This is a genomic window from Kitasatospora sp. NPDC101155 (assembly GCF_044768305.1).
Lineage (GTDB): Bacteria > Actinomycetota > Actinomycetes > Streptomycetales > Streptomycetaceae > Kitasatospora.
In genome coordinates this window covers 33,605-47,638 of sequence record NZ_JBIWPN010000003.1, presented here as the reverse complement: position 1 = coordinate 47,638, position 14,034 = coordinate 33,605, and the positions used below count along the sequence as shown (strand labels likewise).

Genomic DNA, 14,034 nt, shown 5'->3' with positions numbered 1-14,034 from the left:
GCGGCGCGAGGCCCCGCGACGCGAGGACGCGCGTCGCGGGGACGGGGCCGGCCGGCGACCAGGGGACGGGCGCCGGCCGGCCACCGCTATCCGATCAACTCGTCCAGCAGCTCGTGGGTCTGCTGCTGGGTCATCCCGTCGCCCTCGGCGCGGGCCTCCTCGTACCCGGCGTCGCCCAGCAGCTCCCGCAGCTGGACGGCCATCCGCTCGTACTCGACCCGGTCCAGGTAGCCGCCCTTCGGGCCGTGCAGCCCGCTCTGCGCGCCCTGCAGCACCGCCGCCAGCCGGGCCCGCACCAGGTCCCCGTCGCGCGCGGCGAAGGAGCACAGCACCCCGCACACCGCGGGCACCACCATCCCGGACATGTGATCCGCGAAACCGCTCGCGGCCGTCATCGCCCGCAGCGACCGGCGGCCCTCGCGCAGCATGGCGAGCCCCCGCTCCGGCTCCCCTACCCGGGCGATGATCCAGCCCCGGAAACTGAGCATCAGCCCCTTCACTATGGTCGGCACGAAGCCGCTCACCGTGATCCTGTCGAGAACGTCCAGCTCGGCCAGTGCCTCCTGGTAGTCGCCGCGTTGGGCCCGGATGGCGCAGAGCGTCAGGTGGCCCATCATCAGAGCGCCGGTGGTGGACTGGTTGGCGCCCGAGGAGCCGACGGACTCCACCGCCTCGCGGATCACCCGCTCGCCACGCGCCAGGTCGCCCTCCAGCAGGGCACTGCCGAGGTGCACCTTCAGGAGCGGCACCTCCTGCGGCGCCCCCAGCTCCTCGGCCAGCTCGATCGCCCGCTCGTACGCGGCGGCGGCGGCCTCGGCCTCGCCCCGGTTGGCCATCGACTCGCCGCGGGCCGCCAGCGCCTGCGAGACCCCCCACAGGTTGCCGGCCTGCTCGTACAGCTCCAGGGAGCGCTCGCCGTCCCGGATGCTCTGCTCCGCGCCGTCCGGCCAGTCGTTCAGCATCCTGGCCCGGGCCTGCAGGATGAACGCCAGGTCGTTGGGTGCGCCGTGCACCTCGCAGCCGCGGACCGCGTCGTCCAGCAGCTCCTTCATCAGGTCCAGCCGACCGGACAGGAAGGCGCCGAACACCCGCATCAGCGCCGGGAACCGGTAGGACTGCGGCAGTTCGGGGGTGTAGGCGTCCGTCAGGCACTGGGCGACCGCGACCGCCTCCGGGTCGCCGAGCACGTCCAGGTTCCCCTCGAACAGCCCGAGCAGCCGGAACATCGCGAGCAGCCGGCGGGCCTCCCGGAGCACCTCGTCGGACATCGGCAGGCCGTACGCGAGCACGTTGCGCTCCAGCGGCACCGGCGGCGGGACGTCCGGGCCGAACGGGTCCGAGCCCAGGGCCGCGATCGCGGTGTACCAGCCGCGGGCCTCCAGGCTGTAGCCGCGCAGCGACCAGTACCAGCTCATGCCGAGGGCGAGGACCAGCGCCGGCTGCTCGTCACCGCGGTCGACCGCCCGGCGCAGCGCGGCCCGGATGTTGTCCTGCTCCCGCTCCAGCACGGCCAGCCAGTGCAGCTGCCGGTTTCCGTGGACCTCCTGGTCGGCGGACGCGACGACGGAGCAGAAGTGGGCCAGGTGGGCGGCCTCGGTGGCGGCGCGCTCGGTGGCGGACCCCGCCAGCCGCTCGGTGGCGTACTCGTGGATGGTCTCCAGCATCCGGTAGCGCGGCAGGCTGTCGTCGTCCAGGTCGGCCACCAGCAGGGACTTGTCGACCAGGGACAGCAGCAGGGCGGCGACCTCGCCCCGGGCCACCTCGGCGCCGTCGGCGCAGATCGCCTCGGCGTCCTCCAGCTGCCAGCCGCCCGCGAACACCGACAGGCGCCGCAGCACCGCCCGCTCCCGCTTGCCCAGCAGGTCCCAGCTCCAGTCGACGACCGCGCGCAGGGTCTGCTGGCGCGGCAGCAGGGTGCGGCTGCCGGCGGTGAGCAGCGCGAAGCGGCCGTCCAGGCGTTCGGCTATCTGGCGGGCCGTCATCACCCGCAGCCGGGCGGCGGCCAGTTCGATGGCCAGCGGCAGGCCGTCCAGGCGGCGGCAGATCTCGGCGCAGGCCCCCGGGTCGCTCTGCGGGTCGAAGCCGGGACGGGCGGTGGCGGCGCGCTCGGCGAACAGCCGCAGCGCCACCGGGTCAGGCAGCGGCTCGACCGGCAGCACCATCTCGCCGGGCACGCCGAGCGGCTCGCGGCTGGTGGCGAGCACGGTCAGCCCGGGGCACTCGGCGAGCAGCACGTCGGCAAGGTCGGCGGCGGCCTGGATCAGGTGCTCGCAGTTGTCCAGGATCAGCAGCATCCGACGGTGGCCGCAGTGTTCGACCAGCCGGCGCACCGGGTCCTCGGCGCGCTTGTCCATCACCTCGGCGACCATGTTGGCGCTGTGCAGCTGGATCTCGCGCAGGCCGAGCGCGGAGACCACGGCGGCGGGGACGGCGTCCGGGCTCTCCAGCGGGGCGAGTTCGGCCACCCAGACGCCGTCCGGCCAGTGTCCGGCGGACTGTTCGGCGCGGCCGGCCTCGATCGACATCCTGGTCTTGCCGGAGCCGCCGGGGCCGGTCAGGGTGACGAGCCGACGGCCCGTCACCATGCCGCGCAGGGCGGCTATGTCGACCTCACGGCCGACGAAGCTGGTCAGCCGGCCGCGCAGGTTGCTTCCGGCGCGCGGGAGTTGGGGGGCTGGCGCGGGCGGCACGGGCGGCGCGGGCGGCACTGCCGTGGCGGGCCGCGGAGGCTCCGATGAGGCGAGCAACTCGGCGTGCACGGACTGGAGTTGACGAGCGGGGTCGACGCCGAGCTCCTCCGCCAGGGCCCGCCTGGTGCGCTCGTAGTGGCGCAGCGCCTCGGCAGTGCGGCCGCTCTCGTGCAGTGCCCGGAGCATCAGCAGCTGCAGGGGCTCGTCCAGCGGCTGCCGTTCGCACAACTCGGCGAGTTCGGCGACCAGCTCGGCGGCCCGGCCGAGCCCGAGGTCGGCGGTGATCCGGTGGCGGCGGACCTCGTCCCGCTGAGCCTCCAGCCGGGCGGCCGGGCCCGCGCGGTCGGGCAGGTCGGCCAGGGCCGGGCCGCGCCACAGGGCGAGTGCGGCGCGCAGCCGCCCGGCGGCCAGCGCGTGGTCGCCGGCGTCCAGGGCGCGACGGCCCTCGCCGCTCAGCCGCTGGAAGTCGGCGAGGTCGGTGGCCGGCTCGGTCAGCCAGTACCCGGCGGGGCCGGAGCCGACCCGCTCCCGACCGATGGTGCGGCGCAGCCGGCCGACCAGGGTCTGCAGCGCGGCGGAGGAGTCCTGCGGGGGCTCGGCGTCCCACACCTCGTCCACCAGCAGGTCGGCCGGGACCGGCCGGCCCTGGCGCAGGGCCAGCGCGGTGAGCAGGGCCCGCAGCCGGGCGCCGCCGAGCGGGACCGGTGTGCCGTCGTCGTGGTGGGCCGTGGTGGTCCCGAGGATGCCGTAGTGCACCGGTCCATTCTGGTCGATGGGCGGTGGCGGGGCCGCACAATTGTGTCGGCTCCCACGGCCGACTCCCACGGCCGGCTCCCACGGCCGGCCCGGACGGCGGCGGAACCGGGGACGAGCCCTCGGACGTTCACCCCACACGGCTTGTCCGGCCACCGGCCCGCCCGGCATGATCGGTCCCTGCCGGTATTCCCCTTCCCTCTGCCCACGGAGCACCCCCACCATGACCTTCGCCGCCACGCCGCGATCCCGCAGCGAGGACCGCCGGATCAGCCCGGTGTTCTGGGTGCTCCTCGCCACCCTCGGCACCTCCGCCTGGGCGGTGTACGCCGGCTACGGCAACGCCCGGTTCGGGGTGTTCCTGTTCGTGGTGTCGGGGTGGATGGTCTCGCTCTGCCTGCACGAGTACGCCCACGCGCGCACCGCGCTGCACGGCGGCGACATCACCGTCGGCGCCAAGGGCTACCTCACGCTCAACCCGCTGAAGTACGCGAACGTGCTGCTCAGCTTCGTGCTGCCGATCGTCTTCGTGATCCTCGGCGGCATCGGTCTGCCCGGCGGCTCGGTGTGGATCGAGCGGCACCGGATCCAGGGCCGGCTCAAGCACAGCCTGATCTCGGCGGCCGGGCCGCTGGTGAACCTGGTGTTCGCGGCGGCGCTGCTGATCCCGGTCGGCGCCGGCTGGCTGGACGACTCGACCGTGCACGCCTCCTACTACGGCTACGAGCTGACCGTCTCGCCCTTCGCCTGCGCCCTCGGCTTCCTCGGCCTGCTGCAGCTCAGCGCGGCCCTGCTGAACCTGCTGCCGGTGCCCGGCCTGGACGGCTACGGGATCATCGAGCCCTGGCTCTCGGTCAAGACCCGGCGCGCGGTCGAGCCGTTCGCGCCGTACGGCATGCTCGCGGTGTTCGCGCTGCTGTGGCAGCCCGAGGTGAACTCGTTCTTCTTCGGGATCGTCCACGACCTGATGAACCTGTTCGGCGTGGACACCGACTACGCGACGGTCGGCCGGTACCTCTTCAGCTTCTGGAAGAACTAGTCCTGCTCGGCCGCCGTCGCGGCCTCGGCCAGCTTCGCCTTGCGGCGGTTCAGCCACAGCACGTTGCTGGCCACACCGGCCAGCGGGAGCCAGATCAGCCCGATCCAGAAGCCCGCGATCACCGAGACCACGGCGGCCGCCAGTGCGAGGACGGTGACGATCAGGGCGATGAGGGACGTGCGAGGCATGACGCGGGGCTCCTAGGCGCGGGTACGGACGGCCGGGTTGCGACCGCCACCCATTGTCGCCGACCTCACCTCCGGAGACGGTCCAGGGGTGAGGCCGACACGGCGTCCGTCGATCACACGTCGGTGATCCGCAGGCCCGCGTGGGCCTTGTAGCGGCGGTTGACCGAGATCAGGTTGGCCACCAGCGCCTCCACCTGGTGGGCGTTGCGCAGTCGGCCCGCGAAGATGCCCCGCATGCCGGGGATCAGGTCCGCCAGCGCCCGCACCACGTCGGTGGCGGCCCGGTCGTCGCCGAGCACCATGACGTCGGTGTCGATCCGCTCCACCGACTCGTCCTGCAGCAGCACCGCCGAGAGGTGGTGGAAGGCGGCGGTGACCCGGGAGTCCGGCAGCAGCGCGGCGGCCTGCTGGGCGGCGCTGCCCTCCTCCGGCTTCAGCGCGTACGCGCCCTGCTTGTCGAAGCCGAGCGGGTTGACGCAGTCCACGACGATCTTTCCGGCCAGCTCCGTGCGCAGCGCGGCCAGGGTGGCGGCGTGGCCGTCCCACGGGACGGCGACGATCACCACGTCGCTCTCCCGGGCGACGGTGGCGTTGTCGGCGCCGCGCACGCCCGGGCCCAGCTCGGCGGCCGAGGCCTCGGCCCGGGCGGCGTCGCGGGAGCCGATGATCACCTGCTGGCCGGCCTTGGCCAGCCGCAGGGCCAGTCCCCGCCCCTGGTCGCCGGTGCCGCCGAGGACGCCGACCACCAGCTGCGAGACATCCGGCGCGTCGTGGGCCGGGTTTGTCGCTGAATCGAGGGAAGTCATGGGCCGATCCTGCCAAATCCCCGGCCGGGCGCGACATCCTGGCCCGCATGGACGCGGTGAGAGTTTCAGCACTCCGGGAGCGGCTGGCGGGCACCGGCTGGCTGGAGGCGGTCGGCGGCTTCGCGGGCTCGCTGCGGCGTTCGGTGGATCGGCGCGGGGCGGGCGAGTTGCTGCTGGTCGGCACCGAGGCGTACGAGCCCTGGCACCTCGCCGCCCACCTGGAGGACGAGGCCGCCTGGTCGGCCGTCCCCCGGCTGGCGCCCACCCTGCTGCGGCACCGCCCGCCCCCCGCCGCCCCGGCCCACCTGGGGCACGGACTGCGCCGGCTCACCGAGGCCCGGCGCGGCGCCACCGTCCTGGTGGTGGCCCCCGCGGCGGCCGACGCCCCGCTGCTGGAACGGGTGCAGCACGCCCGCCGGCACGGCGCGACCGTCCTCGCGCTGGACGGCGCCGCCCCCGGCGCACCGGGCGACCTCGGCGGCATCGCCCATGAGCGGCTGGCCGTCGGCACCGCCGCCGAGGAGCCCTTCGACCTCGCCCAGCACCTGGTCACCGCCGCCGCCGGGCAGCCGGCCGGCCGCCGATCCGCCCTGGACCGGCTGGCCGAACTCGCCGGGCGGCTGACCTCGGCGCCCTCGCTCAGCCGCTGGTGAAAAACCCGTTGCGGGGGCCGAAGCAGCCGCCCGAGGATGGTGGTTCGTGGACGACGACGAACCATCACATACCGGTCGGCCGCGCGCGCTGCTGCGCTCGCTGACGCCCGACCTGTCCCCGTGGCGCGCCTCGCGCGACTTCCGCCGCCTGTGGACCTCCGGCTGCGTCACCAGCTTCGGCAGCTTCCTGACGTACGTCGCCGTGCCGATGCAGATCAAGGAGCTCACCGACTCCTCCCTCGCGGTCGGCCTGATCGGCGCCGTCGAACTCGTCCCGCTGATCGTCTTCGGCCTCTGGGGCGGCGCGCTCGCCGACGCCCTGGACCGGCGCAGGCTGGTGCTGCGCTCGGAGGCCGCGCTCGGTCTGCTCGCCGGCCTGCTGCTGCTCAACGCCCTGCTGCCGCACCCGGTGCTCTGGCCGATCTACCTGGTCGCCGCGCTGGTCGCGGCCTGCGACGGCCTGCAGCGCCCGGCACTGGACTCGCTGCTGCCGCGGATCGTCGCGCACCAGCACCTGACCGCCGCGTTCGCCCTCAAGTCCCTTTACCACAACGTCGCTTCGGTGGCCGGGCCGGCACTGGCCGGCGTCGTGGTGGCCTTCTCCGGGGTGCAGACCGCGTACGCGCTGGACGTGCTCACCTTCGCCGTCTCACTGCTGCTGCTCCTGCAGATCAAGGCGGTGCCGCCGCCCACCGGCGCCGAGCGCCCGTCCGTACGGGCGGTGCTCACCGGGGTGCGGTACGCGTGGAGCCGCAAGGACCTGCTGGGCACCTACGCGATCGACACCTGCGCCATGCTGTTCGCCTTCCCGGTGGCCGTCTTCCCCTTCCTGGCCTCGGAGTTGGGCGCGAACTGGGCGCTCGGCCCGATGTACGCGGCCTCCGCCGTCGGCGGCCTGCTGGTCGGCGCGACCAGCGGCTGGACATCCCGGATCCACCGGCACGGGCGGCTGCTGGTGGCCGCCGCGGTCGGCTGGGGCGCGGCCATGGCGCTGGCCGGGCTGTCCGGGAACGTCTGGGTGGTGCTGCTCGGGCTGGCGCTGGCCGGCGGCGCCGACGAGATCAGCGGGATCGCCCGCTCCACCATGTGGAACCAGTCCATCCCGGACGCGGTCCGCGGCCGGATGGCCGGCGTCGAACTGCTCAGCTACTCCGCCGGCCCCCAGCTCGGCCAGGTCCGGGCCGGCACCATGGCCGGGCTGATCGGAGTGCGCGCCGCCGTCTGGACCGGCGGCCTGGCCTGCGTGGTCGCCGTGCTCGCGGTCGCCGCCGCGCTGCCGAGGCTGCTCGCGTACGACGGCCGCACCGACCCGCACACCGCGGCCGTCCGGGCCGAGCACGAACGTGCCGACCGCGAGGCGGCCGCCGCGGCGTGACCGGACCGGGCGGCCTCCCTGTCGCGGCGCCTGATCACGGCGCTACTCGCCCCCCTCGTCCTTCGGCTTGTCGCTCCAGCGTGGATCGTTCTGCCACTCGCGGTTGCGCTCGTCCACGGTCTGCAGCGCGTGGGCGGCCTCCTCGGGAGTGGCGTACGGCCCGAGGCGGTCCTTGGCCGGGCACTCGGGGCCCTCCTCGACCTTGCCGTGCTTGATGCAGTAGAACCACTCGCCGGGCTGGCCGGTCGGCTTGCGGTGGAATCCCAGGGGCATGACGCTCTCCCGTTCAGACGGATGGGTCGATACCGATCATTCCCCGGCCCGAGCGGCTGCGCACACCACCCGGGAACGGCGGGGCCCGGCGGCTAGACTCGCCGCCATGGCTCTCGTACCCGGCATCCAGTCCCCCACCCGCAAGGTCCCGGCGCACATCACGCGTCCCGAGTACGTCGGGCGGCCCGCCCCGACGCCGTACACCGGGCCCGAGGTGCAGACCGCCGAGACGATCGAGAAGATGCGGATCGCGGGCGGGATCGCGGCCCGGGCGATGGAGGAGGCGGCCAAGCTGATCGCCCCCGGCGTCACCACCGACGCGCTGGACGTCGTGGCCCACGAGTACATGTGCGACCACGGCGCCTACCCGTCCGACCTCGGCTACCGGGGCTTCCCGAAGTCGATCTGCACCTCGATCAACGAGGTGATCTGCCACGGCATCCCGGACTCGACCGTGCTGCAGGACGGCGACATCGTCAACATCGACGCCACCGCGTACATCCACGGGGTGCACGGCGACCTCAACGCCACCTACCTGGTCGGCGACGTGGACGAGGAGTCCCGGCTGCTGGTCGAGCGCACCCGGGAGTCCCTCAACCGGGCGATCAAGACGGTCAAGCCGGGCCGTCAGATCAACGTCATCGGACGGGTGATCGAGTCCTACGCCAAGCGCTTCGACTACGGCGTGGTGCGGGACTTCACCGGACACGGCATCAACACGTCGTTCCACTCCGGCCTGATCATCCCGCACTACGACAGCGAGCGGGCCACCGAGGTGATCAAGCCGGGCATGACCTTCACCATCGAGCCGATGCTGACCCTGGGAACGTACGACTACGAGATCTGGGCGGACGGCTGGACGGTCGTCACCAAGGACCGCAAGCGCACCGCTCAGTTCGAGCACACCCTGGTGGTCACGGCGGACGGCGCGGAGATCCTCACCCTGCCGTGACCCCGACCGCCCCGAGTGGCTCTCCTCAGCCGATGAGCCACTGCTCCTCGGCCACCGCGCCCACCTCGGTGCAGGCGTCGGTGAGCACGTCCAGGACGCGCAGCGGGTCCGGCAGCGGCTGCTCGGGCCCGCGCAGCCACCGCACCTGGGAGCCGTCCGGCAGCGCGGCCGGCGGGAGCAGGGTGTACGAGCCGCGGCAGTGCCAGCGCAGGCCGGGGTGCTCGGACATGGTGTCGGGGGTGGAGTCGAGCGCGCTCGGCCACCACTCGTCCTCGTCCTGCGGGGTGCCCCGGGTGGCCGTGAAGAACAGGTAGCGGTCCTCGCCGACGGCCGCGACCGGCCCCTCGACGCCCAGCGCGGTCAGCCGCTCCAGCGCCAGCCGGCCGGCCTCGGCCGGGACGTCCAGCACGTCGTGGACCCGGCCGGTGGCGGTGATGAAGTTGGCCTGCGGGTCGCGGGAGAGCCAGCGGGACAGCTGCTCGGCATCGGTGGTCGCCTGGGTCTGCCAGGCGAAGGAGACCGGGTGCTGGGCCGGAGCCGGGCAGGCCACCCGGTCACAGGAACATCGGTAGCCGGCCGGGTGGGCGGCGGGTGCGATCGGGAATCCGGCGCGCACCGCGCCGAGCAGCTGATCCAGTCCGGCGGACGGGTCCTCGCCCCCCGGGCGGGCCCGCTGTCGATCACGCCTCTGCCACCAGGTCGTCCACCTGCCGCCGGCTTCCATCGGGCCCCTTCCGCGCACTGCTGTGCCTGGTGCGACACAGCGTTCGACGTACCACTCCGACGCAACGCACAGCGCCCCCCGCTGCTTCCCAGGTAGGTGCTCGGCCCTGCTGTCCGCGCCCTGCCGGCCGCGGCCCGGGGTCACCGGACGGCCGACGCCCGGGTCACGGTACGGAGTCGCGGCAGCACGCTGTCCGCGCCGGTTCCGGCCGGACGGCACGCCGACCCGCGCCTCGCCCGGCCCGTACGGGCCCGCTGACCCGGGTGAACCCCGAGGGCGTACAGGAAAGGATAGGGGTGCGCAGGGCCTCCGGATGACCGGGGGCGGTGCCTCTCCGGTCACACTCCGGGCACCCGGCCCTCACCGGACCTCCGCCTCGGGGTGCCCGGGCCATGCTCTGGGCGTGGCCCCCACGTGGAGGTGAGACCCTGGAGGGGTGAAGAGCGCGGACACCGAATTCGTCGGCGGCCCCCTGGACGGGAAGATCCTCCCGATCCCGCTGGGACCGATGCTGGGCGTGCCGAAGAAGTACAAGGTCCCGGTCCCCGCGCACGGCGAGACTCCCGCGCGCACACTGGTGTACGTCCGGAGCAAGCAGGTTCGGGGCCTGAGCTGGTTCTGGCGCTACGAGTACGACGAGGCGGCCACCGCCAAGGCCTCCGGCTGACGGGCCGCCCGTTCCGCTCCCCCCATCGCCCCCCAGGAGCGTCGGCATGGCCAGGACGGTACGGCACCCCGCACGACACCACCGGAACCGTTCGCGGGCGGTCGCCCACCACAACCGGCAGGTCGCCGGGGTCACCGGGGTGCTGCTGCTGGCGGTGTCCCTCTACAGCGTGACGATCGGCCCCGACGGCCGGCTCTGGTTCGGCTGGGCGGTGCTGCTGCTCGCCTGTGTGGCCCTGTTCGTGGTCCGGCCCTGAGCCTCCAGGACCCGGAGAGCAGCGGCACCCGCCCGTCGCGTCCGTCCCCCCGCGCCGGTCAGTCATCCTCGGCGAGGATCAGGTACAGCTTCTTGCGGGCCTCGGTCAGCACCGCCAGGCCCTTGGCGCGCTGCGCCTCGGTGCCCGTCCGCATGACCTGGTTGACGGCCAGGTCGACCGCGGCGAGCGCCTGGCCCACCTCCTGGATCGCCTCCCAGTCGACCTCCCGGCCGGCCTCCGCCCACGGCTCCGCCGGCCCGGCCTCGGCCTCGGCCCGGCCCGCCTCGGTGAGCGAGACCAGCCGCTTGCCGCCGACCTCCTCAGCGGTGATCAGACCCTCCTCCTCCAGCAGCTGGAGGTTCGGGTAGATCGAACCCGGGCTGGGCCGCCAGGCCCCGCCGGTCCGCTCGGTGATCTCGGCGATCATCTCGTAGCCGTGCATCGGGCGTTCCTTGAGCAGGGCCAGCAGCGACGCGCGGACGTCCCCGCGTCGGGCCCGGCCGCCGCGCCGCCCGTGTGGGCCGCCGCGCCGGGCGCCGTGGCCGCCGAAGCCGTGCCCGAACGGGCCGCCGCGCTGCGGGCCGAACCCGCCGAAGGCCTCCCGCCCCTCGAAGCCCTCTCCGGGCATCCCCCGGAACTCCGGGCCCGGCCCGCGACGCCTTCCGCCGCCGCGCGGGCCCTCTCCACGAAATCGCTTTCCTGAGCGCATGGCGCCCACCTCCTTGTTCACCGAAACAGTCGAGTTACTGTCTCGATAGTTCGACGATATATCGGCGACTGTCGCTCGTCAACGAATAACGACACAGCGGCCCCGGCCGACGACACGGCCGTCCCACAGGGCGCGCGGGCCTGTCGGCGGCTACGGTGACGGGCATGGCCGGTGAACGAGACCTTGCGACCCTGCTGCGCGGGATGCGACCGCAGCTCCACCCGGGGCGGTACGTCTACTGCACCCTCCCCGCGAAGGTGCCCGCCGGGATGCGGCCGGTGGTGACTGTCGCCGAACCCGAAGGGGTGACGATGGTCGTCGCCCAGGAGGAGGCCGATGCGCTCGGGCTGCGCTACGAGTACGTCGCGGCCTGGATCACCCTGCAGATCCACTCGGCGCTGGAGGCCGTCGGACTGACCGCCGCCGTGGCCGGGCGGCTCGCCGAGGAGGGCATCAGCTGCAACGTCGTGGCCGGCTTCCACCACGACCACCTGTTCGTCGCCGCCGACGACGCCGACCGCGCCGTCCGCGCCCTGGAGGAGTTCTCCGCCCGCTCCGCCTGACGGTCCCGCCGGGTGGCCGCCGCCGACCGACCCTTCGACACTGGAGACAGCCGCCCCGCCAGGGCCGGCCCCACCGGAAGGAGACGGCCGCCATGGCCATCTGCGTCACCTGCGGCAACGACTACTGGCTCGCCTTCGAGATCAAGACGGTCACCGGCGACACGTACACCTTCGACAGCTTCGAGTGCGCGATGGAGAAGCTCGCCCCCCGCTGCGAACACTGCACCGTCCGCATCGTCGGCCACGGCGTCGAGGTGGCCGGCATGTTCTTCTGTTGCGCCAACTGCGCCCGCGTCAACGGCGGCCTCGGCGAACAGATCCGCGACGCCGTCGGCTCCCACCCCGGCTGAACCCCGCCACGCCCCACGACGCACGAAGGCCCTCCGGCCCGCGCAGGAAGCGCGGGCCGGAGGGCCTTCGGATGTTCAGGGGCGGAAGAGTCGGCCTGTACGCCGGGTTCTGTCTCCCGGGTTGCTCGCGCGGCCCGGGGAGGCGGCCATCCATCTAGGGCTGCCGTTGCCGACAGCCTCGTGCGGTCCACCCGCGGACTCGGGCGAGCAGCCTTCAGACGTCCGCGCACGGTGCCCGAGGGCACCGATCTTGACCTTGCTCCAGGTGGGGTTTACCTAGCCGGCCGGGTCACCCCGGTCGCTGGTGGTCTCTTACACCACCGTTTCACCCTTACCCACGCGCCGTAGCGGTGGGCGGTCTGTTTTCTGTGGCACTGTCCCGCGGGTCACCCCGGGTGGGCGTTACCCACCACCCTGCTCTGTGGAGCCCGGACGTTCCTCGGCGGGTCAGGGACCCGTCGCGACCGCCCGGCCGGCTCTTCCGCCGTAGTGGTCATCGTAGCCGCTCGGGCGGGGCCTCCCGTACACCGGACCGGGCCACGGGCGGCTCGGCGCCGAGGCGGGCCGCCACCCGGGCGGCGGTGCCGGTGGCCCAGGCCGTGGTGGTGAGCAGCCCGAGGGCGAGGATCACGGCACCCAGGCCGACCAGGATCCACCAGCCGGCGTGGCTGGCCGGGGCGAAGCCGGTGGCCACCGGGCCGACCACGGCCGAGGTGACGACCGTGCCGATCACCGCCACACCCAGCGACTGGCCGACCTGCCGGCTGGTCGAGGCGACCGCCGCGGCCACGCCTGCCTGGGCGCGCGGCATGCCGGAGACCGCCGCGTTGGTGATCGGCGGGTTCACCATGCCGAAGCCGAAGCCGAACAGCGCGTACGCGACCAGCAGCAGCGCCGACGGCGAGTCGGCGGACAGCCGGGTGAGCAGCAGGCCGCTCGCGGCGAGGCAGAACCCGGCCACGGCCAGCGGCACGCGCGGACCCCGGCTGCTGACGATCCGTCCGGACAGCGGCGCGCAGACCAGCATCATCCCGGCCATCGGCAGCGTCCACAGACCCGCCTCGACCGGGTCGTAGTGCCGGACGTCCTGCAGGTAGAGGGTGTTGAGGAAGAGGAAGCCGCCGAGCGCGGCGAACGCGCAGACCGCGGTGACGGTGGCGCCGGTGAACGGGGCGCTGGCGAAGAACCGTGGGTCCACCAGCGGCTCGGCCACCCGCCGCTCCCAGAGCGGGAAGGCGACCAGCGCGGCCACCGCCGTGGCGGCCAGGGCGAGGATCAGCGGGGAGGTCCAGCCGTTGCCCGGGCCCTCGATGATCGCGGCGGTGCCACAGCCCAGTAGGACGATCATCAGCGACTGCCCCACCGGGTCCAGCCGGCGCGGCCTCGGCGCGCGCGACTCGGGGACGTAACGGGCGGTCAGCAGTATGGCGGCGAGCGCCACCGGGACGTTGATCAGGAAGATCGAGGGCCAGCCCGCGCCGTTCACCAGGAAGCCGCCGAGCAGCGGCCCGAGCGCCATCGAGATGCCGACCACGCCGCCCCAGACGCCGATCGCCCGGGCCCGCTCCTTCGGGTCGGTGAAGGTGTTGGTGATGATCGACATCGCCACCGGGTTGAGCATCGAGCCGCCCACCGCCTGCACCGCCCGGAACACCACCAGCCACTCCAGGTCGGGCGCCAGGCTGCACAGCAGCGAGCCGAGCGCGAAGCAGGTCAGCCCGATCTGGAACACCCGGCGGCGGCCGAAGCGGTCGGCCACCGAACCGAACAGCATCAGCAGCGAGGCCAGCACCAGGGTGTAGGCGTCGATGATCCACTGCAGCCCGGAGGCCGGGGCGTCCAGGTCCTTCTGGATCGCCGGCAGGGCGATGTTCACCACGGTGTTGTCCAGGCCGACGATGAACAGGCTCATACAGCAGATCGCGAGGACGAGCAGACGGCGGCGTCGCCCGGAGGCGGGGGCGTCGAGTGAGGCGGCATGGGACACGGACCGATCTTCCCATCCGCTGGCAGGCGCGGGGCCACGAATCGGACCG

The 14,034-nt window shown here is 73.6% G+C and carries 15 protein-coding genes and 1 other RNA gene; 8 read left to right on the top strand and 8 right to left on the bottom strand.

Annotated elements, in window-relative coordinates; all coding sequences use genetic code 11:
* Positions 1 to 86 precede the first annotated feature (86 nt).
* Complete coding sequence (locus tag ACIRYZ_RS04960; RefSeq protein ID WP_402939652.1) at positions 87 to 3,446, bottom strand: AfsR/SARP family transcriptional regulator; 3,360 nt, start codon at positions 3,444 to 3,446, stop codon at positions 87 to 89.
* A gap of 220 nt (positions 3,447 to 3,666) precedes the next feature.
* Here ACIRYZ_RS04960 and ACIRYZ_RS04955 point away from each other — a divergent pair, with 220 nt between their 5' ends.
* Positions 3,667 to 4,482, top strand: a complete 816-nt coding sequence (locus tag ACIRYZ_RS04955) for a site-2 protease family protein (RefSeq protein WP_393038751.1) — start codon at positions 3,667 to 3,669, stop codon at positions 4,480 to 4,482.
* On the opposite strand, the gene ACIRYZ_RS04950 is transcribed toward ACIRYZ_RS04955, so the two are convergent.
* Both ACIRYZ_RS04950 and npdG read right to left on the bottom strand, forming a co-directional pair.
* Positions 4,479 to 4,670 carry a hypothetical protein gene (locus ACIRYZ_RS04950; protein WP_393038748.1) on the bottom strand — a complete coding sequence of 64 codons (192 nt, stop codon included), beginning with the start codon at positions 4,668 to 4,670 and terminating at the stop codon, positions 4,479 to 4,481. The two genes, ACIRYZ_RS04955 and ACIRYZ_RS04950, sit on opposite strands and share 4 nt — an antisense overlap.
* Before the next feature lie 113 nt (positions 4,671 to 4,783).
* Positions 4,784 to 5,476, bottom strand: coding sequence for an NADPH-dependent F420 reductase (gene npdG, locus ACIRYZ_RS04945; RefSeq protein ID WP_402939648.1), 693 nt, complete (start codon positions 5,474 to 5,476; stop codon positions 4,784 to 4,786).
* Positions 5,477 to 5,523: 47 nt separating this feature from the next.
* Between npdG and ACIRYZ_RS04940 the strand changes: the two genes are divergently transcribed.
* Complete coding sequence (locus tag ACIRYZ_RS04940) at positions 5,524 to 6,129, top strand: hypothetical protein (RefSeq protein WP_402939645.1); 606 nt, start codon at positions 5,524 to 5,526, stop codon at positions 6,127 to 6,129.
* Between the two features lie 46 nt (positions 6,130 to 6,175).
* Entirely contained in the window at positions 6,176 to 7,504 is a 1,329-nt protein-coding gene (locus ACIRYZ_RS04935) for an MFS transporter (RefSeq protein WP_402939642.1), read from the top strand.
* 42 nt (positions 7,505 to 7,546) lie between these two features.
* On the opposite strand, the gene ACIRYZ_RS04930 is transcribed toward ACIRYZ_RS04935, so the two are convergent.
* Positions 7,547 to 7,777 (bottom strand): hypothetical protein, encoded by a 231-nt coding sequence (locus tag ACIRYZ_RS04930; RefSeq protein WP_402939639.1) that lies wholly within the window; start codon positions 7,775 to 7,777, stop codon positions 7,547 to 7,549.
* 106 nt (positions 7,778 to 7,883) lie between these two features.
* Here ACIRYZ_RS04930 and map point away from each other — a divergent pair, with 106 nt between their 5' ends.
* The gene (gene map / locus ACIRYZ_RS04925) at positions 7,884 to 8,729 is read left to right on the top strand and encodes a type I methionyl aminopeptidase (RefSeq protein ID WP_393038733.1); all 846 of its coding nucleotides are present in this window, start codon (positions 7,884 to 7,886) and stop codon (positions 8,727 to 8,729) included.
* 25 nt (positions 8,730 to 8,754) lie between these two features.
* On the opposite strand, the gene ACIRYZ_RS04920 is transcribed toward map, so the two are convergent.
* Positions 8,755 to 9,453, bottom strand: a complete 699-nt coding sequence (locus ACIRYZ_RS04920) for a bifunctional DNA primase/polymerase (RefSeq protein ID WP_393038731.1) — start codon at positions 9,451 to 9,453, stop codon at positions 8,755 to 8,757.
* Between the two features lie 436 nt (positions 9,454 to 9,889).
* Here ACIRYZ_RS04920 and ACIRYZ_RS04915 point away from each other — a divergent pair, with 436 nt between their 5' ends.
* Positions 9,890 to 10,120 (top strand): hypothetical protein, encoded by a 231-nt coding sequence (locus ACIRYZ_RS04915; protein ID WP_380609242.1) that lies wholly within the window; start codon positions 9,890 to 9,892, stop codon positions 10,118 to 10,120.
* Between the two features lie 46 nt (positions 10,121 to 10,166).
* Positions 10,167 to 10,376 carry a hypothetical protein gene (locus tag ACIRYZ_RS04910; RefSeq protein ID WP_402939635.1) on the top strand — a complete coding sequence of 70 codons (210 nt, stop codon included), beginning with the start codon at positions 10,167 to 10,169 and terminating at the stop codon, positions 10,374 to 10,376.
* Between the two features lie 58 nt (positions 10,377 to 10,434).
* Here the strand turns inward: ACIRYZ_RS04910 and ACIRYZ_RS04905 are convergent, their stop codons facing one another.
* Positions 10,435 to 11,004, bottom strand: coding sequence for a PadR family transcriptional regulator (locus tag ACIRYZ_RS04905; protein ID WP_393038722.1), 570 nt, complete (start codon positions 11,002 to 11,004; stop codon positions 10,435 to 10,437).
* 245 nt (positions 11,005 to 11,249) lie between these two features.
* Between ACIRYZ_RS04905 and ACIRYZ_RS04900 the strand changes: the two genes are divergently transcribed.
* Together ACIRYZ_RS04900 and ACIRYZ_RS04895 are read left to right on the top strand one after the other, a co-directional pair.
* The gene (locus tag ACIRYZ_RS04900; RefSeq protein ID WP_393038711.1) at positions 11,250 to 11,648 is read left to right on the top strand and encodes an ACT domain-containing protein; all 399 of its coding nucleotides are present in this window, start codon (positions 11,250 to 11,252) and stop codon (positions 11,646 to 11,648) included.
* A gap of 92 nt (positions 11,649 to 11,740) precedes the next feature.
* Positions 11,741 to 11,998, top strand: a complete 258-nt coding sequence (locus ACIRYZ_RS04895) for a Prokaryotic metallothionein (protein ID WP_393038708.1) — start codon at positions 11,741 to 11,743, stop codon at positions 11,996 to 11,998.
* Positions 11,999 to 12,080: 82 nt separating this feature from the next.
* On the opposite strand, the gene rnpB is transcribed toward ACIRYZ_RS04895, so the two are convergent.
* Both rnpB and ACIRYZ_RS04885 read right to left on the bottom strand, forming a co-directional pair.
* An RNA gene (rnpB, locus tag ACIRYZ_RS04890) (RNase P RNA component class A) lies at positions 12,081 to 12,478 on the bottom strand.
* 13 nt (positions 12,479 to 12,491) lie between these two features.
* A complete protein-coding gene (locus tag ACIRYZ_RS04885; protein WP_402939631.1) occupies positions 12,492 to 13,985 on the bottom strand; it encodes an MFS transporter in 1,494 nt (497 codons plus the stop codon).
* Positions 13,986 to 14,034: the final 49 nt, after the last annotated feature.

Bases quoted from the DNA above. Each gene is read 5' to 3' on its own strand.
- ACIRYZ_RS04955 (WP_393038751.1), top strand. From the start codon at position 3,667: ATGACCTTCGCCGCCACGCCGCGATCCCGCAGCGAGGACCGCCGGATC.
- ACIRYZ_RS04950 (WP_393038748.1), bottom strand. From the start codon at position 4,670: ATGCCTCGCACGTCCCTCATCGCCCTGATCGTCACCGTCCTCGCACTG.
- npdG (WP_402939648.1), bottom strand. From the start codon at position 5,476: ATGACTTCCCTCGATTCAGCGACAAACCCGGCCCACGACGCGCCGGAT.
- ACIRYZ_RS04940 (WP_402939645.1), top strand. From the start codon at position 5,524: ATGGACGCGGTGAGAGTTTCAGCACTCCGGGAGCGGCTGGCGGGCACC.
- ACIRYZ_RS04930 (WP_402939639.1), bottom strand. From the start codon at position 7,777: ATGCCCCTGGGATTCCACCGCAAGCCGACCGGCCAGCCCGGCGAGTGG.
- map (WP_393038733.1), top strand. From the start codon at position 7,884: ATGGCTCTCGTACCCGGCATCCAGTCCCCCACCCGCAAGGTCCCGGCG.
- ACIRYZ_RS04920 (WP_393038731.1), bottom strand. From the start codon at position 9,453: ATGGAAGCCGGCGGCAGGTGGACGACCTGGTGGCAGAGGCGTGATCGA.
- ACIRYZ_RS04910 (WP_402939635.1), top strand. From the start codon at position 10,167: ATGGCCAGGACGGTACGGCACCCCGCACGACACCACCGGAACCGTTCG.
- ACIRYZ_RS04905 (WP_393038722.1), bottom strand. From the start codon at position 11,004: ATGCCCGGAGAGGGCTTCGAGGGGCGGGAGGCCTTCGGCGGGTTCGGC.
- ACIRYZ_RS04900 (WP_393038711.1), top strand. From the start codon at position 11,250: ATGGCCGGTGAACGAGACCTTGCGACCCTGCTGCGCGGGATGCGACCG.
- ACIRYZ_RS04895 (WP_393038708.1), top strand. From the start codon at position 11,741: ATGGCCATCTGCGTCACCTGCGGCAACGACTACTGGCTCGCCTTCGAG.